Raw genomic sequence first — 16955 nt, 5'->3', positions numbered from 1 at the left:
CGCACCGATGATCCGGTGCGCATGTATCTGCGCGAGATGGGTTCGGTCGAGCTTCTCAGCCGCGAAGGCGAGATCGCCATCGCCAAGCGCATCGAAGCTGGCCGCAACACCATGATCCTTGGGCTGTGCGAAAGCCCGCTGACCTTTAAAGCCATCACCATGTGGCGGCAGGAACTTCTGGAAGAAGACATCCTGCTGCGCGATGTCATCGACCTGGAAACCACCTTTGGCCAGTCGATGGAGGACGGTGAGGAAGAAGAGCTGTCCCCCGAAGCGGCGAACAGCACCAGCCGCCCCTCATCCGAGCGAGAGCAGGAAACCGATGCAGACGGCAATCCGATGCAGTCGGATGACGATGACGACGACGAAGGCGCCAATCTTTCACTGGCCGCGATGGAGGCCAGTCTCAAGCCGCAAGTGCTTGAGACACTTGAGGCGATTGCCCGCGACTATGAAAACCTTGCCGACATGCAGGATCAACGCATGTCCGCGACGCTGAACGAGGATGGCAGTTTTTCAGCCGCCGCCGAAATCGCCTATCAGAAATTGCGCAGCGAAATTGTGGTGCTGGTAAACTCTCTTCACCTGCACAACAACCGGATCGAGGCGCTTGTCGACCAGCTTTACGGCATCAACCGCCGCATTGTGTCCATCGACTCGGGCATGGTGAAGCTGGCCGATGCCGCCCGCATCAACCGGCGCGAATTCATCGATGCCTATCGCGGTGCGGAGCTTGACCCGGCCTGGGTTGATCGGATGCTGGAAAACAAGGGTCGCGGCTGGCAGGCGCTGTTCGAACGCTCTCGCGATCAGGTCGAAAAGCTGCGCGGCGACATGGCCGAGGTCGGTCAATATGTCGGTGTCGATATCGAGGAATTCCGCCGCATCGTCAGCCAGGTCCAGCGGGGCGAGAAAGAGGCGCGTCAGGCCAAGAAGGAAATGGTCGAGGCGAACCTGCGGCTGGTCATCTCGATCGCCAAGAAATACACCAACCGGGGCCTGCAATTCCTCGATCTCATCCAGGAAGGCAATATCGGGTTGATGAAGGCGGTGGACAAGTTCGAATACCGCCGGGGCTACAAGTTCTCGACCTATGCGACATGGTGGATCCGGCAGGCGATCACGCGCAGCATCGCCGATCAGGCCCGCACCATCCGCATCCCGGTCCACATGATCGAGACGATCAACAAGCTGGTGCGCACCGGCCGCCAGATGCTGCATGAAATCGGTCGCGAGCCCACGCCCGAGGAACTGGCCGAAAAGCTGCAAATGCCGCTGGAAAAGGTTCGCAAGGTGATGAAAATCGCCAAGGAACCGATCAGCCTTGAAACCCCCATCGGCGACGAAGAGGACAGCCAGCTTGGCGATTTCATCGAGGACAAGAATGCCGTGCTGCCGCTGGACAGCGCCATTCAGGAAAACCTCAAGGAAACCACGACCCGCGTTCTGGCCAGCCTGACCCCGCGCGAGGAACGGGTGCTGCGCATGCGCTTTGGCATCGGCATGAACACCGATCACACCCTGGAAGAGGTAGGCCAGCAATTCAGCGTTACCCGCGAACGCATCCGTCAGATCGAGGCAAAGGCGCTGCGCAAGCTCAAGCATCCGTCGCGCAGCAGAAAGCTGCGGTCATTCCTTGACCAGTGAGCCGCTTCCTGATCACGGGCTTGGGTATTTCCTGTATCGCAGCAACGCTGCGGCGTGGCTGCGTCCGGTGGACCTGCGGAATATCGTCGCCAGTGCCCGCAACCGGAACCAGAAGCTGCACCTGACCGGCTGCCTGCATCACGAGGATGGGCTGTTCTTTCAATGGCTGGAGGGGCCGGGCGCGGCGCTGACGGCGGTGATCGCGCTGATCACGCGCGATCACCGGCATGATGACATTACCGTTCTGGGGCAGGGGCCGCTGGACCGCCGCCGCTTTCAGGGATGGCGGATGCGCTATTCCGACAAGGGCGATGCGTCCTTTATGGACTGGCTGTTGGCCCGCAATATCCCGACCCGCGACCGGCCGGCCTATGCGCGGGGTGTGGCCGCGTTCCTTCAGGCTGTCGGTTCCTGACTGCCGGGCCATGCCTGGCGGCTTGCGCATCTGCATCAAAACAAGAACAATACAGCAACAAACCGTGGGCAGGAGGTGTCATGCCGCAGGATCCCTGGGGCCGGATCGGGGAATGGTTCGGTGATCTGGCGCGCGTCCAGATGTTGCTTGCAGCGGCGGCGGCCGCGTTGCTGTTGTTGTGGTACATGGCCGCGCGCTGGCGTCGCGAGGCGGTGGCGGCGCATGACGCCGGGGCGCGACAGACCGAAGCTTTGGCCGGGGCGCAGCAACAGGCCCGCAAGCTGGAATTACGGGGCAGTCAGCAAGACGTTCGGCTGGAAACCCAGGATGCACGGCTTGCCGAGCTGACCGAGGAACGCGACGGGTTGACCGACGCTCTGCATCAGGCGCGCCAGCAGGTCGCACGCCTGCAAACCGAACTGGCCGAGGCGCGTCTGCTTGCCGCCAAAGACCGCGAGTCCGCAGCGCGCGAAATCGCGACCCTGCGCGATTTGCGCGAGGAAATGACCGGGCAGTTCAGGTTGATGGCGACCGAGACCCTGCGCGTTCAGGGGGCCGACATGCATAAGGTACAGGGAGAGCAATTGTCAGCGCTGCTGACCCCGTTTCGCGATCAAGTCCATCGGTTTCAAACAGAATTGCAAAGTAGAAACAAGGTTTTGGACGAAGAATCCGCGAGATTGAGAGAGCAAATCACGGCACTGCATCAGCGATCAGAGCAGGTATCGCGCGAGGCAGTGAACCTGACCCGCGCTCTGAAGGGCGACAGGCAGCGTCAGGGCGCATGGGGTGAGATGATTCTTGAGAGATTACTTGAAGAATCAGGTTTAGAAATCGGAATACATTATACTATCCAGCCAAGTTTTCGCGATGAGGGCGGCAGGTTGTGGCGTCCCGATGTCGTGGTCAGAATGCCGCGCCACAAGATCATGATCATCGACAGCAAGGTGTCGCTGAACGATTACGAACAATCCGTGAATGCCGGTGATCCCGATCAGGTTCAGGCCAGCTTGCGTCGCCACGTCGCCGCGCTGCGCAGTCACATCGCCGGTCTGGCCGCGAAAGGCTATCAGCAAATGGACGATTCTTCAGTCGATTACGTGTTGATGTTCATCCCGATTGAAGCCGCGTTCTCGGACGCTTTGCGCGCAGATCCGGGGCTGGCCTCTTTCGCGCTGGAGCGCGGCGTCGGGCTGACCACGCCGACGACGCTGATGCTGACGCTGCGCACGGTTGAACATGTCTGGGCGGTCGAGCGGCGCGAAACCAACGCGCTGGAGATCGCAGGCCGCGCCGGGCAGCTTTATGACAAGGTCGCGGGTTTCGTGGAATCGCTGGAGGTGGTCGGCAAATCGCTGGACGCCGCGACCCGCGCCCACAGTCAGGCCGTGGACCGCCTGACACGCGGCCCCGGCAATGTCATCCGCCAGGTCGAGATGCTGCGCGAACTTGGCGCGCGGACGCAACGCAAGATCGGGCTGGATCATGACAACGACCTGCCGGTCCCGACAGGATCGCAAGGCACTGAAGCGGCAGAGTGATTTTTATAAGGAGAAGGTCTAAGCTCAACGCGAATGGCTTTCGTCAGCTATATATCAGCTATATCTGAACCCGTGCGGGGTGGCTGCATCTCGCCGTCATCCTCGATCTGCATTCCCGGCGCGTCATCGGCTGACCGTCAGCAACCGCATGAAACGCGATCTGGCGATCAGGGCCCTGAAGATGGCCATCGCCCTGCGATCACCGCACAAGGGCTGTATCTTCCACAGCGATTGCGGCAGCCAATACTGTTCGCATGACTATCAGAAAGTCCTGCGCGAACATGGGCCGAAGGCGTCGATGGATGTCATCAGCGGCTTTTATAGTCCGCGCGGTTGGCATAGGCGCGTGTCGGCCCGGCCGATCTGTCAGATATCCTCAAAGGGCGACCGGCTGAGATGGTTGCCCGTTTCGGTCAGCTTGCCCAGAAGCCGCATGAACTGATCGCGTTCTTCCTCGTCCAACTGGGCCAGAATCTGTTGTTGCGTGGCGCGGACGGCGGGCTGGATGGTCAGTAACAGCGATTCGCCCCGCTCGGTCAGGGACAGGCTGCGGGCGCGGCGGTCGTCGTCGCGCACCTTGCGTTCGATATAACCCCGGCTTTCCAGCCGCGACACCACGCCCCCGATTGTCGCCCGGTCATAGGCGATCAGCCCGGCCAGCGTGGCCTGATCGATGCCGGGATGATCGCGCAGGCTGGCCAGCGCGCCGTATTGCACGGGCGTCAGCACGAATCCCGCTTCTTTCATCTGCGCAGCGAACAGCGCCGCCGAGATTTGGTGCAGGCGGCGGATCAGGTGGCCGGGAAGATCATAAATCTGCGTCATGGCGTGCTCATTACTACCTGAAATGGCGAAAGCAACGATCCTATTGACATGTGTACATATGATTAGTATACATATCAATAGAAAACGAAAAGAAAAGCGGAGGAGATGTGTCATGGACAATGCCATGCAACCCGAAGACACGCCGGAATTGCGCAGGCTTTATCAGGGCTTCAGGGATCATCACCTGAACCCGCTGTGGACGCAGCTTGGCGATCTGATGCCGGTCCATCCGCGCCCGAAGGCGGTCGCGCATGTCTGGAAATGGGCCGATCTCTATCCGCTGGCCAAACAGTCGGGTGATCTGGTGCCGGTTGGCCGGGGCGGAGAGCGTCGCGCCATCGGCCTTGCCAATCCCGGACTGGGCGGCGAGGCCTATGTTTCGCCGACGCTGTGGTGCGCGATCCAGTATCTTGGCCCGCGCGAAACCGCGCCCGAACACCGTCATTCGCAAAACGCCTTTCGTTTCGTGGTCGAGGGCGAGGGGGTCTGGACCGTCGTGAACGGCGACCCGGTGCGGATGAGCCGGGGCGATTTCCTGCTGACGCCGGGCTGGTGCTTTCACGGCCACCATAACGACACGGATCATCCCATGGCCTGGATCGACGGGCTGGATATTCCCTTCAGCTTTCACAATGATGTCGGCTTTTTCGAATTTGGCGCCGACCGCGTGACCGATTACGCCACGCCGCGATATTCCCGTGGCGAAAGGCTGTGGTGCCATCCGGGCCTGCGCCCGCTGTCGCAATTGCAGAATACCGCCGCCAGCCCCATCGGTGCCTATCGCTGGGAATTTACCGATGCCGCCCTGACCCAGCAATTGCTGCTTGAGGACGAGGGGCAGCCCGCCACCGTCGAACAGGGGCATGCCGCCATCCGCTATGTCAACCCGACCACCGGCGGAGATGTGATGCCGACCATCCGGGCCGAGTTTCACCGCCTGCGCGAAGGCACGCAGACGCCGACGCGGCGCGAGGTTGGATCGACCGTGTTCCAGGTGTTCGAGGGGCGCGGCGCGGTGGTGATGAACGGCGAAACGACACCGCTGGACAAGGGCGACATCTTCGTCATCCCGTCATGGGTGGCGTGGTCCTTGCAGGCGGAAACGCAGTTCGACCTGTTCCGCTTTTCCGACGCTCCGATCATGGAACGGCTGAACTTTCAACGCAGCATGATCGAGCCCGAAGCATGAGCGATCTGGACCGGGCGCGCGCTGATCTGCGCGCGCGGCAGGGGGCGGGCGCGCGTTACGACGCCGATGCCGCGCCTGCCGTGCCGCTGGATCATGCAAGGCGCGGCACGGCCTATTTTGCGCGCGTCCTGTCGCAGCTTGACGATGCTGCCATGTGGGACGGATCGGCCCGGCCCGGCTGGACCCGCCGCCGCGTCATTGCCGAAGCTGCGCTTCAGGCGCGCGAGATGGCGCAGGCGCTGGAGGATGCGACTGGCAAGTCCGGCGAGCGGGCCGAAACCGGCCCGGCGGCGCTGGATCTGGCCGAAACGCTGCCCGCCCGCGCCCTGCGTCATCTGGCCGATCACGCCGCTATTCATCTGAATGTTGTCTGGCGCGACCTGAATGACGCAGAATGGGACGCAACCATATCGCTGCGGTCGGGCAGGGTGCCCGTCCGCGAGACGCCGTATCTGCGTGCCGTGACGCTGTGGCGCGCGGCGCTGGAACTGAATGCCGGAGGTCGGATGCGTGATCTGCCCGCAGATATCGCAGCCGCCTGCAAGGACTGATTTTACCAAAGGAAAGCAACGATGACCCAGACCCTTTTCGCCTCGCCCGCATGGCCGACCGTGCCCGTTCAGGGCGAAACCGCCACCTATCCCGTGCACCGCGTCTTTTGCGTGGGCCGCAACTATGCCGCCCATGCCGCCGAGATGGGGGTCGAGGTGGATCGCGAGGCTCCGTTCTATTTCACCAAATCCGCTTTGACGATCCTGCATACCGGGCAAAGCTTTCCTTATCCGCCCGGTACCGAGAATTTCCATTACGAGATGGAATTTGTCGCGGCCATCGGCAAGCCGGTGTTTCGCGTGTCCGTCGCCGAGGCCTTGGATGCGGTTTATGGCTATGCTTGCGGGCTGGACATGACCCGGCGCGACCTGCAACTGGCCGCCCGCGCCAAGCAGCGCCCGTGGGATCTGGGCAAGGATGTCGAGGGCAGCGCCGTCATCGCGCCGATCACCCGCGCCGCCGATTTCGGCACCATCGGCGATCAGCGCATTCAACTGACCGTGGATGGCGAGTTGCGGCAGGATTCGCGTCTGTCCGATCTGATCTGGTCGGTGGCCGAGCTGGTCTCGGATCTGTCGAAATTCTATCACCTCGCGCCGGGCGACCTGATCTATACCGGCACGCCCGCAGGCGTCGGCGCGGTCAAGCCGGGCGCGGTGATCCATGGCAGTATCGACGGGCTGGCCCCGGTCGATCTGACCGTGGGGGCACCGGAATAATGCGTTTTTACGGGTATTTCCGGTCCTCATCGGCCTATCGCTGCCGGATTGCCTTTAACCTGAAAGGGCTGAGGCCAGAGTTTGTGCCGGTCAACCTGCGGGACAAGGCGCACCGGTCAGCGGAATATCTGGCGGCAAACCCGCAGGGGCTGGTGCCGGTTCTGGACACGGGTGAGGCAAAGCTGGCGCAGTCGCTGGCCATCATCGAATGGCTGGACGAAACCCATCCCGAACCGGCGCTGCTGCCTGCGGACCCGACCGACAAGGCGCAGGTCCGGGCCTTTGCCCAGATCATCGCCTGCGAGGTTCATCCGCTGCAGAACCTGCGGGTGCTGAATTTCATCAAGGAAAACCATGGGCAGGATCAGGCCGGGGCCGATGCCTGGTGCCGTCACTGGATCGCCGAGGGGCTGACCGCCTGCGAGGCTGTCGCGGCGCGGGGCAGGGGTCGGTTCACCTTTGGCGACACCCCCGGCCTGGCTGACATATGCCTGATTCCGCAGATGTTTTCCGCCGACCGTTTCGGCCTCGACACCGCCGCTTATCCGCGCCTGCGCGAAATCCGCGCGGCCTGCGAGGCGATGCCCGAATTTACCGACGCGCATCCCGCGCGTCAGCCCGACGCCCAATAACCCGACGCCCAATAACCAGTATCGACCTTCAGGGAGGAAACGCATGTCGTTCACGAAACTCACCCGCCGCGCGGCCATGACCGCCGCATTTGCCACCGCCGCGCTGGCCTCGGTTGCCGGGGCCGCCGATGCGCGCGAATTGCGCATGGGGGTGATCACGCCGCCCAGCCATGTCTGGACCAAGGTTGCCAACCGCATGGCCGAAAAGCTGCCCGAGGCGACGAATGGCGAACTGACGCTGGCCGTGTTTCCCGCAGGCCAGCTTGGACTTGAACAAGAGATGTTCCAGCAGATGTCCACCGGCCTGCTGGATACCGGCCTGATGACTGCGGCGATCAGCAGCCTTCGCGCGCCGTCGCTGCAGGGCTGGTTCACGCCCTATCTGTTCGCCGATGTCAGTGCCGCCGCGAAGGCCGCCGAAACCCCCGCCGCGCAGGATATGCTGGCGCAATTGCAGCGCGCCGGGCTGGTCGGGCTTGGTTATACCTTTGCCGGGCAGCGCCACATCCTGATGAAGGATGCGCCCGCCACCTCGCCCGATGATCTGGCCGACAAGAAAATGCGCATCGTGCCCTTCCCGGCCATGAAAACCTGGTGGGAGGCCGTGGGCGCCGTGCCGACGCCCGTGAATCTGACCGAGGTGTATCAGGGCCTGCAAAGCGGGCTGCTGGACGGGATCGACATCGACCTTGACGCGCTGGTCGGCCTGAAATTCGACGAGGTCGCCAAGGGCCTGACCATCACCAACCACATGCCCTTCCCGGCAGTGATGGTGGTCAGCCAGATGACCTGGAATTCGCTGACCGAAGATCAGAAAACCGCCTATACGGAAGTGGTCAAAGAGGCGCTGGACTGGGGTACGCAGCAGCAGGTCGAGGCCGAGAAATCGAACCTCGCCGCGCTGGAGGGCAAGGTTGAGATCGTGACGCTGGAAAACGGTGCCGAGGTCTTTGGCACCGCCAATCAGGCCGTGCGCGACAGCTTTGCCGGAGATGAGATCATCCAGAGCTTTATCTCGCAGGTCGAGGCGCAATGACCTGGCTGTCCGGGTTTTCCCATCTGCTGGCCCATGTCGAACGATGGGCCAGCCGCGTTCTGGTGGTGGGGTTCGTGGGGCTGATCGTGGCCAATGTCGCGATGCGGTATGTCTATGGCCGCCCCATCGTATTCGCCGAGGAACTGGCCGCGATCATGCTGGTCTGGCTGGCCTTCGTCGCCACCTCGATCACCGTGCATGACCGCGCCCAGATCGGGGTCACGCTGCTGACCGGACGGCTGGGGCACCGGTTGCGTCACCGTATCGACATCGTGGTTCTGGCGCTTGTCGCGGCGATTCTGGGCGTGCTGCTGTGGTATTCGGCGAAATGGGTCACGTCGCCCGTGGTCGAATTCGAACAGATCATCACAACCGGCTGGGCCAAGGCACCGTTCTTCTGGATCGTGCCGATCTTTTCAGCTTGCGCGCTGATTCACGTGCTGGCCGATTTCGCCGAGGCACTAGGCCGCGACGCCGATATCGAACTGTCATCGAACAAGGGAATCGAGCTGTGACCGGCCTGTCCTTTCTGACCCTGATGCTGGCGGCCATGCCCATAGCCTTTGTGCTGCTGGCCGCCACGCTGGTCTTTGTCGTCACCAGCGGCAATCTGCAAATTCTGGGTTCGATCCCGCAGATCCTGTTCGGCTCGGTCGAGAATTTCGACCTGCTGGCGATCCCGCTTTTCGTGCTGCTGGGCGAGATCATGAACGAAAGCGGCCTGACCCGGCGGATCATCATCGCCGCGCGGGTCTGGCTGGTGCGGTTGCCGCATAATCTGGTGATCGTGAATCTTGTCGCCAACCTTGCGCTGGCCGCGATCATGGGATCGGCCACGGCGCAGATGGCGGTGATGTCGCGGGTCGTCGTCCCCGAGATGCAGAAGGACGGCTATGACCGGGGCTATGCGGCCTCGATCACCGCCAGCGCCGGGCTGCTGGGGCCGATCATTCCGCCCTCGATGATCTTCATCATCTTCGGGGTGATTGCGCAGGTCTCGATCGCGGATATGTTCATGGCAGGCATCGTGCCGGGGGTGGTGCTGTTCGCGTTGATCCTTGGCATCGCATTGTGGCAGGCGGGGCGGCACCGCGACCCGGCCCATGGCGGCGCGCCGCTGCCCGAGGGATCGCGGCTGAAGGCCACAATCCCCGGCCTTGCCACCATGCTGATCCCGCTGACCATTATCGGAGGCATCAGCGGCGGGCTGTTCACGCCCACTGAAAGCGCGGCCATCGCCATCGTCGTGGCGCTGATCTTTGGTGCGCTGGTGTTCCGTGAATTGCCGCTGAACCGGCTGCCCGCGATCATCGACCGCACGGTGACGAACACCGCCATCGTGCTGTTCCTGATCATGGCGGCCAAGGTGTTCGGCTGGGTACTGACCTTCAATCAGGTGCCACAGGCGGTTGCGGCATTTATCGTGTCGCTGACCGACGATCCGACCGTGTTCATGCTGCTGATCATGCTGGCGCTGATGGTGGTGGGGATGTTTCTCGACGGCATTGCCGCGCTGATTATCCTGACGCCGATCCTGCTGCCGGTGGCGATCTCGAACTATGGGATCGACCCGATCCAGTTCGGCGTGGTGATGTCGCTGACCCTTGTGCTGGGGTTGCTGACCCCGCCCGTGGGCACCGGCCTCTATATCGCGGCGGCCATGTCGGACATTCCGATCATGCGTCTGTCACGGCTGGTCGCGCCCTATATCCTGGCGTCCATCGCCGTCATCCTGATGGTCATCCTCGTCCCCTGGGCCGTCAGGCCGTTCTGACCCGGCGGGCTGCCGCGCCCGCCTTGCAAAGGAGGTTTATCATGACGAACCACCCCGTATTGATCGCGGGCGGTGGCATCGGTGGGCTTGCCACCGCCATCGGCCTTGCGCAAAAGGGCATTCCCTCGCTGGTGATGGAACGCGCCCGGCAACTGGGCGAAATCGGCGCAGGTATCCAGCTTGGCCCCAACGCCTTTCACGCCTTCGACTATCTGGGTGTGGGCGAGGCCGCGCGCGGGATTGCCGTCTATATCGACAGCCTGCGCCTGATGGACGCCATCAGCGGCGAGGAAATCACCCGCATCCCGCTGGACGACGCCTTTCGCGCGCATTTCCGCAATCCCTATGCGGTGATCCATCGCGGCGACCTGCACAGCATCTTTCTGAAGGCCTGTCAGGATCACCCGCTGATCAGCCTGCGCACCAGTTCCGAGGTCACGGGCTATGAACAGGATGGCGCGACCGCCACCGCGATCCTGAAATCGGGCGAGCGCCTTGTCGGACGCTTGCTGGTCGGTGCGGACGGGCTGTGGTCGAATATCCGCGGGCAACTGGTCGGTGACGGTGCGCCGCGCGTGTCGGGGCACACGACCTATCGCTCGGTCATTCCGACGGACCAGATGCCCGAGGATCTGCGCTGGAACGCCGCGACCCTGTGGGCGGGGCCGAAATGCCATATCGTGCATTACCCGCTGAAGGGCTGGAAGGTGTTCAATCTGGTTGTCACCTATCACAACGACGCACCCTCGCCCGAGGCCGGCGTGCCCGTCGATCACGCCGAGGTCCGCAAGGGCTTTGAACACGTGAACCCCGTCGCCCGCCAGATCATCGAGCGCGGGCAGGACTGGAAACGCTGGGTGCTGTGCGACCGCGAGCCGGTGCAGAACTGGATCGATGGGCGCGTGGTGCTGCTGGGTGACGCGGCGCATCCGATGCTGCAATATTTCGCGCAGGGTGCCTGCATGGCGATGGAGGATGCCGTGGCCCTGTCGGCCATGCTGGACCGGCATGGCGAGGATCAGGACCGCGCCCTGTCCGCCTATCAGGAATTGCGCCGCCATCGCACCGCCCGCGTGCAACTGCAATCGCGCGAGATCGGCCAGCATGTCTATCACCCCGCAGGCGCGCATGCCGACCTGCGCAACGCGGTGATGCGGGCGAAATCGCCTGCACAGTGGTTCGATGCTGTGGGCTGGCTATACGGCTCGACCGGGCTGGAAGGCGCAGTCGGCTGACCCCGGCCCGCAGCAAACCCGGCACCGGGTCGTATCGGGGAAGGGGGTGCGGTTCGGGCAAAGCCCGCCCCGCGCGCTGCCGCCCGGCCGGGCGCGCGCTTCGCGCGCGGTCAGGCTGCGGATGGCGGGGCCGGGCACCGTATTCCTTGACAGGACTGCCGGGAACGCTGCGCAATCCACATTGCGCCCTCTGCCGTCTGCTCCCAACGACGGCATCAAGCCGACGGCAAGCGCAACAGAGGGTCAGCGGACCACCGCCGGCCCGGCGCAGCGCTGCGCCCTGTTTCCGGGCCGGGTCATCGGGGGGTATGACGGCGTCGTCCCGCATCATCGTCATCCGAACATGCCGCGCCAAAGGCCGGGCGAAGCCGTGGATCGCCCGGCGGGACAAGAGGCGGCGTGTCAAAAGCCATTGAAATCTGACAGTGACAGGACGTGCTGTTTCGGCTATCGCATGGGCAACGTGAAACCGGAGGGACGAATATGGCGACGGAACACAAGCACGGCACGATGGGAATCACCCAGCAGCAGAAGACCTTTACCGGCTTTGTCAAATTCGCGACCGGCGTATCCATCGCCGCCATCGTGGTGCTGATCTTTATGGCGCTTGCCAATTCCTGACGCTTTCGGCGGACCTTGACGATGAAACGACGTGCCTTCCTTGCGGCCTCGCTGCCGGTGCTTTTGTCTGCTTGTGGTGCGGATAATATCTGGGCCAGCGACGAGGCGCTGCGGCAGGCGCGTTTTATCTCGGACGAGCCGCCCTCGATCACTCTGTTTACGGTGATCGGCATCCCGCGCGGGCAGGGCGGACATTCGGGGCTGATGATCAATGGCAGCCAGCGGGTGATCTATGACCCGGCGGGTAGCTGGCATCACCCCCGGATCCCGGAACGGCATGATGTGCTGTACGGGATCACCGACAATTTCAAGCATTACTATATTGATTATCACGCCCGCGTGACCTGGTGGGTTGCCGCCGATACGGTCCGGGTCAGTCGCGAGGTGGCCGATATCGCCATCCGCCGGGCCGAACAGAACGGCGCATCAAGCAAGAATTTCTGCGCGGTCGAAACCGGGACGGTTCTCAAGGGCGTGCCGGGCTTTGAGGGCGCGCCGACTGGTTTTTCCCCGACAAAGCTGCGCGACTGGTTCCTGACCCTGCCGGGTGTGACCTCGCAGCAGTTCCGGGACGGCGATCCGGCGAATAACCATGATGTGCTGATTCGCCAGAAGGACGGCATTCTGACCGGCTATCCCAGAGCGTAAAGCATCGTGACCAGCGTGCCCGCACCGGCCACGATGGTCAGCACGACATTTTTCGTCAGTACCCCGACCGCCACCGTGACCGCAGCGGCGGTCAGACGGGCGGGGTCGGGCTGGCCTTCGGTCGCGGCGGGCCACATGACCAGCGGTGCAACCAGCGCGGGCAGCACCGCCACGGGCGTATAACGCAGCATCCGCAGCACCCATTGCGGCAGGTCGCGATTGCCAAGGGCACCCAGAAACGACCAGCGGATCAGAAAGGTGCCGATGCCCATGACGATGATGATGGTCCAGATGACATGGGCGGGGGGCAGCGCGGTCATGACCGCGCCTCTCGGCGGCGTTCAACAGCCAGCTCGCACCACGCCCCCGCCGCCATGCCAAGGGGCGCGGCGATCAGCAGCCCCGTCCCCGAGGGCAGCCCCGCAAGCAGCAACGCGCCGGTGATCGAGACAAGGCAGGCCGTCAGATGCGCCACGCTTTTCAGCATCGGTGCGATCATCGCCAGAAAGGTGATCGGCATGGCGAAATCCAGCGCGATACTGTCCGGTATCGACCGCCCCAGTGTCGCCCCCAGCCAGGACACCAGGATCCACGGCACGCACAGCGCAGTCGCCGCACCAAAGAAATAGCCCATCCGTTGCGGCATGGTCAGCCGGGGATAACGTTCGTAATGCTGGATCGAAAGGGCAAAGCTTTGATCGATCAGCATATAGGCGATCCCGGCCTTTTGCCGGCCTGTCGCCTGACGCAGCCACGGCACCAGTGATGCAGAATACATCGCCATCCGCAGATTGACCGCCAGCCCCGACAGGATCACCACAATGGCGGGCGCGTGATCGGTCAGCAGTTGCAGCGCGGTGAATTGCGAGGCTCCGGCCAGCACCAGTACCGAAAAGCCCAGAGTCTGAGCGATGTCCAGCCCGGCCTCGGACGAGACGACGCCGAACAGCAGCGAAAAGGGGACGATCACGATCAGAAAAGGCAGCGACTGGATCACGCCGTGACGAAAGGCCTGACGCGGGCTGCGGGCCATCGCGCGCGCCTCGGCGGTGGTTTGCCGGGGGTCGGGGCTTGTTGTGGGCAAGGGGGACATGACGGGTTTCATCCGCAGAAAATTCCGGGCACCTTGCTTGCATGATGCGCAAATATTAGCAAGGCCGCGCCATGCAGATCAGCGATCCGATTCCCGCGCATATCCTGCCCGAAGCCGCAGGCCTGTGGTGTGCAGCCTTCGCCGACCGGCGGGCGGCACGGCGCGCGCGCGCCAGCCACGGCATTGCAGCGATGCGGGCGGGCCGGGTTGCGGGGGTTGCGGGTCTGCGGGACGAGACGGGCGGCTTTCTGGCAGAGGGCCGGTCCGTCGTGGGCCTGCTGTACCGCGCCGCGCCTCCGACCGCCGATCTGGTCATTGATGGCATCGTGGTACGCGACCGGCGGCTGGGTGTCGGGCGGGCGCTGGTCGAGGCGGCGGAACAGGCGGCGCGGACGCGCGGGCGCGGCGGTTTGCGGGCCGAGGTGCGGCTGAAAAACCGGGGGGCGCTGGCCTTTTACCGCCAGCTTGGATTTCACGAGGAAACGCGTGGTCGCTTTGGCTGGCCCTGGTCGGGCGTTGTCGTCGTGCTGCGCAAGCCGTTGGGCGCGCCTTAACCAAAGCCGTGCGCGGCGCGACCGACCAGCATGAAGGCGCGGGCGGCGCGGGTATCGGCCAGAATTTCGACCTGCGTATCGTCCAGGCGCGACAGGAAACGGGTCAGCATCAGGTCAAAATGACGCAGGAAATGATGCGCGGCGTCGCGAAATATCTCGTCCGTGTGCAACAGGGCGGATGCGACCTCCAGTGCGGTCGGGTCGTGGATGCCGCCTATGGCGGCGATGGCGGGGCCGCGCGCGCCTTCTGCGAAACGGCGCCAGATAATGACGGGCGCGGGGTCCGGCGGCAGGTCGTCCATATAGATGTCATGGCCTGCCAGCAGGGTGATCACGTCCTGCGCCGCACGCAGCACGCGCGAAGTGTCGTGATCCTGCAAGGCCGTGCGCAGCGCCGCGATGGCCTGTTCGTCGTCGGGACCGTCCGGAAAATTCAGCGCCCGGATCATGGTTTCGGTCGCGATCTCGACCGGTTCGGGTGCGTCAAAGCGCATGGCCTGCTGACGGATATCCTGCGCCGGACGCGCGCGCGCGGGCGACGGCGGCGCATTGCGCGTCGCGGGCTGCGTCGGCGGGGAAGGGGCCTGACGCTGGGTTTCTGCCTGAGCGGCGGCGGCAGGTGGCCTGCCGCGCGTAGCGGCAAGTTCGCGCAGTTCGGACAGACGCTGGCGCAGCTCGTCCGCCTCGGCGCGCAGCGACGCAATGGCACCGATCAGCGCCACAGCCATCCAGATCAGAACCAGAGGCAGCACCGCACCGATCAACGTTGCCAGACGGCTGATGCCGCCCGCAGCCTCGGGGCCGGGCACGACCAGCCAGAACACCGCCAGCAACGTCAGCCAGACCGCGGTCAGCGCCAGACCGGCCAGCGTCGGCAGCGCAAGCCCGGAAACCGTTGCGATGCGATCCGGCAGAGCCATGGCGTCACACGTACCGGACCGAAAGGATCTCGTAGCTGCGCTGACCGCCCGGAGTCGTGACCTCGACGCTGTCGCCCTCGTCCTTGCCGATCAGCGCCCGCGCCAGCGGCGAACGCATGTTCAGCAGGCCGCGTTCGATATCGGCCTCGGCCTCGCCGACGATCTGATAGGTACGCTCTTCCTCGGTATCCTCGTCGATCAGATGCACCGTCGCGCCGAATTTGACCGATCCGGACAATCTGGCCGGGTCGATCACCTCGGTCCGGGACAGGATCGATTCCAGTTCCTTGATGCGGCCCTCAATGAACCCCTGCTTTTCGCGCGCGGCGTGGTATTCGGCGTTTTCGGACAGGTCGCCATGTTCGCGCGCCTCGGCAATCTGCCGGATGACGGCGGGGCGATCCTTCGATTTCAGCTCGGTCAGTTCTTTTTCCAGCGACTGAAAGCCGCTGCGGGTCATGGGTATCTTTTCCATCGCGTTCCTGCCCCAGGTTGGGTTGCCCTTGCCTCTCGACTGCTAATCGAACGCCCCCGCCATCCGGGATGGCAGGGGCGCGCGATCTTACGATCCTGACACGAGACCCCAATTCCGGCCCTATTGCAAGTCCGTAAGGACAGATTTGCGGCATTTTCGCGCCAACGGATCACCGCGTCACGATTGCCCTGCACGCAAGGGCAGGCTAGGTCTTTGCAAAGCCAGTTGTCAGGGGAAGTGTCCAGCCATGAACGAAGCATCCGATATGACCCGCGAGTCGATGGAATATGATGTCGTGATCGTGGGGGGCGGGCCCGCAGGCCTGTCAGCCGCGATAAGGCTGAAACAGATTGACCCCGAAATCAACGTGGTCGTGCTGGAAAAAGGTTCCGAGATCGGGGCGCATATCCTGTCCGGTGCGGTGCTGGACACCAGCGGGCTGGACCGGCTGATTCCCGACTGGAAGGCGCAGGGCGCACCGGTCGTCAACGAAGTCACCGACGACAATTTCCTCATGCTGGGCGAGGGCGGGCAGATCCGCGTGCCGAACTGGCCGATGCCGCCGCTGATGTCGAACCACGGCAAATATATCGTCAGCATGGGCAATGTCTGCCGCTGGCTGGCCGAACAGGCCGAGGGGTTGGGCGTCGAAGTGTTTCCCGGCATGGCCGCCAGCCAGATCGTCTGGGACGGCGACCGCGTCAGGGGCGTGGTCGCCGGCGAGATGGGGCTGAACGCCGATGGCACGCCGGGGCCGCAATACGAACCCGGCATGGAACTGCACGGCAAATATGTCTTTGTCGCCGAGGGCGTGCGCGGCAGTCTGGCCAAGGAAATCATCGAGCGGCTGAACCTGTCCGATGGGCACGAGCCGCAGAAATTCGGCCTTGGCATGAAGGAAATCTGGGAAATCGCGCCCGACAAGGTTCATCCGGGCCGGGTCGTGCATACGATGGGCGGGCCGCTTGGCAAGAACGCGGGCGGCGGCAGCTTTATCTATCATCTTGAGAACAATCAGGTTCTGGTCGGTTTCGTCGTCCACCTGAACTATGCCAACCCGCATCTTTATCCTTATATGG

20 protein-coding genes and 1 pseudogene are annotated in these 16955 nt (G+C 63.5%); 16 read left to right on the top strand and 5 right to left on the bottom strand.

Going from position 1 to position 16955, the window contains the following annotated elements; genetic code table 11:
* The 4 genes and pseudogenes from rpoD to ACK5L9_RS09355 form a co-directional block, all read left to right on the top strand.
* Positions 1-1647, top strand: a 1647-nt coding sequence (gene rpoD, locus ACK5L9_RS09370; protein ID WP_416911197.1) for an RNA polymerase sigma factor RpoD, incomplete at its 5' end; no start/stop codon positions are given.
* Positions 1637-2062 (top strand): BLUF domain-containing protein, encoded by a 426-nt coding sequence (locus ACK5L9_RS09365; protein WP_416911196.1) that lies wholly within the window; start codon positions 1637-1639, stop codon positions 2060-2062. The genes rpoD and ACK5L9_RS09365, both read left to right, overlap by 11 nt.
* An 80-nt stretch (positions 2063-2142) precedes the next feature.
* On the top strand, positions 2143-3603 hold the full coding sequence (rmuC, locus tag ACK5L9_RS09360; RefSeq protein ID WP_416911195.1) for a DNA recombination protein RmuC: 1461 nt from the start codon (positions 2143-2145) through the stop codon (positions 3601-3603).
* 68 nt (positions 3604-3671) lie between these two features.
* Positions 3672-3904: pseudogene (locus ACK5L9_RS09355) on the top strand (transposase); the annotation flags it as partial.
* A gap of 65 nt (positions 3905-3969) precedes the next feature.
* Here ACK5L9_RS09355 and ACK5L9_RS09350 read toward each other — a convergent pair.
* A complete protein-coding gene (locus tag ACK5L9_RS09350; RefSeq protein ID WP_416911194.1) occupies positions 3970-4428 on the bottom strand; it encodes a MarR family winged helix-turn-helix transcriptional regulator in 459 nt (152 codons plus the stop codon).
* A 112-nt stretch (positions 4429-4540) separates the two neighbouring features.
* On the opposite strand from ACK5L9_RS09350, the gene ACK5L9_RS09345 reads away from it, so the two are divergent.
* The 10 genes from ACK5L9_RS09345 (at position 4541) to ACK5L9_RS09300 (ending at position 12834) form a co-directional block, all read left to right on the top strand.
* Positions 4541-5617 (top strand): cupin domain-containing protein, encoded by a 1077-nt coding sequence (locus ACK5L9_RS09345; protein ID WP_416911193.1) that lies wholly within the window; start codon positions 4541-4543, stop codon positions 5615-5617.
* Positions 5614-6168 (top strand): maleylpyruvate isomerase N-terminal domain-containing protein, encoded by a 555-nt coding sequence (locus ACK5L9_RS09340; protein WP_416911192.1) that lies wholly within the window; start codon positions 5614-5616, stop codon positions 6166-6168. Before ACK5L9_RS09345 ends, ACK5L9_RS09340 begins: the two co-directional genes overlap by 4 nt.
* Positions 6169-6189: 21 nt before the next feature.
* Positions 6190-6888, top strand: a complete 699-nt coding sequence (locus ACK5L9_RS09335) for a fumarylacetoacetate hydrolase family protein (protein ID WP_416911191.1) — start codon at positions 6190-6192, stop codon at positions 6886-6888.
* On the top strand, positions 6888-7520 hold the full coding sequence (maiA, locus tag ACK5L9_RS09330) for a maleylacetoacetate isomerase (RefSeq protein ID WP_416911190.1): 633 nt from the start codon (positions 6888-6890) through the stop codon (positions 7518-7520). The genes ACK5L9_RS09335 and maiA overlap by 1 nt, the downstream gene beginning before the upstream one ends.
* A 43-nt stretch (positions 7521-7563) precedes the next feature.
* The gene (locus ACK5L9_RS09325; RefSeq protein ID WP_416911189.1) at positions 7564-8556 is read left to right on the top strand and encodes a TRAP transporter substrate-binding protein; all 993 of its coding nucleotides are present in this window, start codon (positions 7564-7566) and stop codon (positions 8554-8556) included.
* Positions 8553-9071 (top strand): TRAP transporter small permease, encoded by a 519-nt coding sequence (locus ACK5L9_RS09320; RefSeq protein WP_416911188.1) that lies wholly within the window; start codon positions 8553-8555, stop codon positions 9069-9071. Before ACK5L9_RS09325 ends, ACK5L9_RS09320 begins: the two co-directional genes overlap by 4 nt.
* Positions 9068-10330 (top strand): TRAP transporter large permease, encoded by a 1263-nt coding sequence (locus tag ACK5L9_RS09315; RefSeq protein ID WP_416911187.1) that lies wholly within the window; start codon positions 9068-9070, stop codon positions 10328-10330. The genes ACK5L9_RS09320 and ACK5L9_RS09315 overlap by 4 nt, the downstream gene beginning before the upstream one ends.
* Positions 10331-10371: 41 nt before the next feature.
* Positions 10372-11565 carry a 3-hydroxybenzoate 6-monooxygenase gene (locus ACK5L9_RS09310; RefSeq protein ID WP_416911186.1) on the top strand — a complete coding sequence of 398 codons (1194 nt, stop codon included), beginning with the start codon at positions 10372-10374 and terminating at the stop codon, positions 11563-11565.
* Between the two features lie 483 nt (positions 11566-12048).
* On the top strand, positions 12049-12186 hold the full coding sequence (locus tag ACK5L9_RS09305) for an aa3-type cytochrome c oxidase subunit IV (protein ID WP_416911185.1): 138 nt from the start codon (positions 12049-12051) through the stop codon (positions 12184-12186).
* A gap of 21 nt (positions 12187-12207) precedes the next feature.
* Positions 12208-12834, top strand: coding sequence for a hypothetical protein (locus tag ACK5L9_RS09300; RefSeq protein WP_416911184.1), 627 nt, complete (start codon positions 12208-12210; stop codon positions 12832-12834).
* Here ACK5L9_RS09300 and ACK5L9_RS09295 read toward each other — a convergent pair.
* Together ACK5L9_RS09295 and ACK5L9_RS09290 are read right to left on the bottom strand one after the other, a co-directional pair.
* Positions 12819-13154: an AzlD domain-containing protein gene (locus ACK5L9_RS09295; RefSeq protein ID WP_416911183.1), complete on the bottom strand. Its 336-nt coding sequence runs from the start codon at positions 13152-13154 to the stop codon at positions 12819-12821. The two genes, ACK5L9_RS09300 and ACK5L9_RS09295, sit on opposite strands and share 16 nt — an antisense overlap.
* Positions 13151-13927: an AzlC family ABC transporter permease gene (locus ACK5L9_RS09290; protein ID WP_416911182.1), complete on the bottom strand. Its 777-nt coding sequence runs from the start codon at positions 13925-13927 to the stop codon at positions 13151-13153. The genes ACK5L9_RS09295 and ACK5L9_RS09290 overlap by 4 nt, the downstream gene beginning before the upstream one ends.
* 71 nt (positions 13928-13998) lie before the next feature.
* Between ACK5L9_RS09290 and ACK5L9_RS09285 the strand changes: the two genes are divergently transcribed.
* Positions 13999-14481, top strand: coding sequence for a GNAT family N-acetyltransferase (locus ACK5L9_RS09285; protein ID WP_416911181.1), 483 nt, complete (start codon positions 13999-14001; stop codon positions 14479-14481).
* On the opposite strand, the gene ACK5L9_RS09280 is transcribed toward ACK5L9_RS09285, so the two are convergent.
* Entirely contained in the window at positions 14478-15401 is a 924-nt protein-coding gene (locus ACK5L9_RS09280; protein ID WP_416911180.1) for a hypothetical protein, read from the bottom strand. The two genes, ACK5L9_RS09285 and ACK5L9_RS09280, sit on opposite strands and share 4 nt — an antisense overlap.
* Positions 15402-15405: 4 nt before the next feature.
* On the bottom strand, positions 15406-15876 hold the full coding sequence (gene greA / locus ACK5L9_RS09275) for a transcription elongation factor GreA (RefSeq protein ID WP_416911179.1): 471 nt from the start codon (positions 15874-15876) through the stop codon (positions 15406-15408).
* Positions 15877-16123: 247 nt separating this feature from the next.
* On the opposite strand from greA, the gene ACK5L9_RS09270 reads away from it, so the two are divergent.
* Positions 16124-16955, top strand: an 832-nt coding sequence (locus ACK5L9_RS09270; RefSeq protein ID WP_416911178.1) for an NAD(P)/FAD-dependent oxidoreductase, incomplete at its 3' end; no start/stop codon positions are given.

Origin of the sequence: Paracoccus sp. (in: a-proteobacteria), from assembly GCF_047973135.1 — a bacterium.
Classification (GTDB): Bacteria; Pseudomonadota; Alphaproteobacteria; order Rhodobacterales; family Rhodobacteraceae; genus Paracoccus.
The sequence above is the reverse complement of the archived record's forward strand: the minus strand, read 5'-3'. Positions and strand labels throughout refer to the sequence as shown.

What these genes read in the sequence shown, in the direction of transcription:
- rmuC (WP_416911195.1), top strand. Translation starts at nt 2,143, where the DNA reads ATGCCGCAGGATCCCTGGGGCCGGATCGGGGAATGGTTCGGTGATCTG.
- ACK5L9_RS09350 (WP_416911194.1), bottom strand. Translation starts at nt 4,428, where the DNA reads ATGACGCAGATTTATGATCTTCCCGGCCACCTGATCCGCCGCCTGCAC.
- ACK5L9_RS09345 (WP_416911193.1), top strand. Translation starts at nt 4,541, where the DNA reads ATGGACAATGCCATGCAACCCGAAGACACGCCGGAATTGCGCAGGCTT.
- ACK5L9_RS09340 (WP_416911192.1), top strand. Translation starts at nt 5,614, where the DNA reads ATGAGCGATCTGGACCGGGCGCGCGCTGATCTGCGCGCGCGGCAGGGG.
- ACK5L9_RS09335 (WP_416911191.1), top strand. Translation starts at nt 6,190, where the DNA reads ATGACCCAGACCCTTTTCGCCTCGCCCGCATGGCCGACCGTGCCCGTT.
- maiA (WP_416911190.1), top strand. Translation starts at nt 6,888, where the DNA reads ATGCGTTTTTACGGGTATTTCCGGTCCTCATCGGCCTATCGCTGCCGG.
- ACK5L9_RS09325 (WP_416911189.1), top strand. Translation starts at nt 7,564, where the DNA reads ATGTCGTTCACGAAACTCACCCGCCGCGCGGCCATGACCGCCGCATTT.
- ACK5L9_RS09320 (WP_416911188.1), top strand. Translation starts at nt 8,553, where the DNA reads ATGACCTGGCTGTCCGGGTTTTCCCATCTGCTGGCCCATGTCGAACGA.
- ACK5L9_RS09310 (WP_416911186.1), top strand. Translation starts at nt 10,372, where the DNA reads ATGACGAACCACCCCGTATTGATCGCGGGCGGTGGCATCGGTGGGCTT.
- ACK5L9_RS09305 (WP_416911185.1), top strand. Translation starts at nt 12,049, where the DNA reads ATGGCGACGGAACACAAGCACGGCACGATGGGAATCACCCAGCAGCAG.
- ACK5L9_RS09300 (WP_416911184.1), top strand. Translation starts at nt 12,208, where the DNA reads ATGAAACGACGTGCCTTCCTTGCGGCCTCGCTGCCGGTGCTTTTGTCT.
- ACK5L9_RS09295 (WP_416911183.1), bottom strand. Translation starts at nt 13,154, where the DNA reads ATGACCGCGCTGCCCCCCGCCCATGTCATCTGGACCATCATCATCGTC.
- ACK5L9_RS09290 (WP_416911182.1), bottom strand. Translation starts at nt 13,927, where the DNA reads ATGTCCCCCTTGCCCACAACAAGCCCCGACCCCCGGCAAACCACCGCC.
- ACK5L9_RS09285 (WP_416911181.1), top strand. Translation starts at nt 13,999, where the DNA reads ATGCAGATCAGCGATCCGATTCCCGCGCATATCCTGCCCGAAGCCGCA.
- ACK5L9_RS09280 (WP_416911180.1), bottom strand. Translation starts at nt 15,401, where the DNA reads ATGGCTCTGCCGGATCGCATCGCAACGGTTTCCGGGCTTGCGCTGCCG.
- greA (WP_416911179.1), bottom strand. Translation starts at nt 15,876, where the DNA reads ATGGAAAAGATACCCATGACCCGCAGCGGCTTTCAGTCGCTGGAAAAA.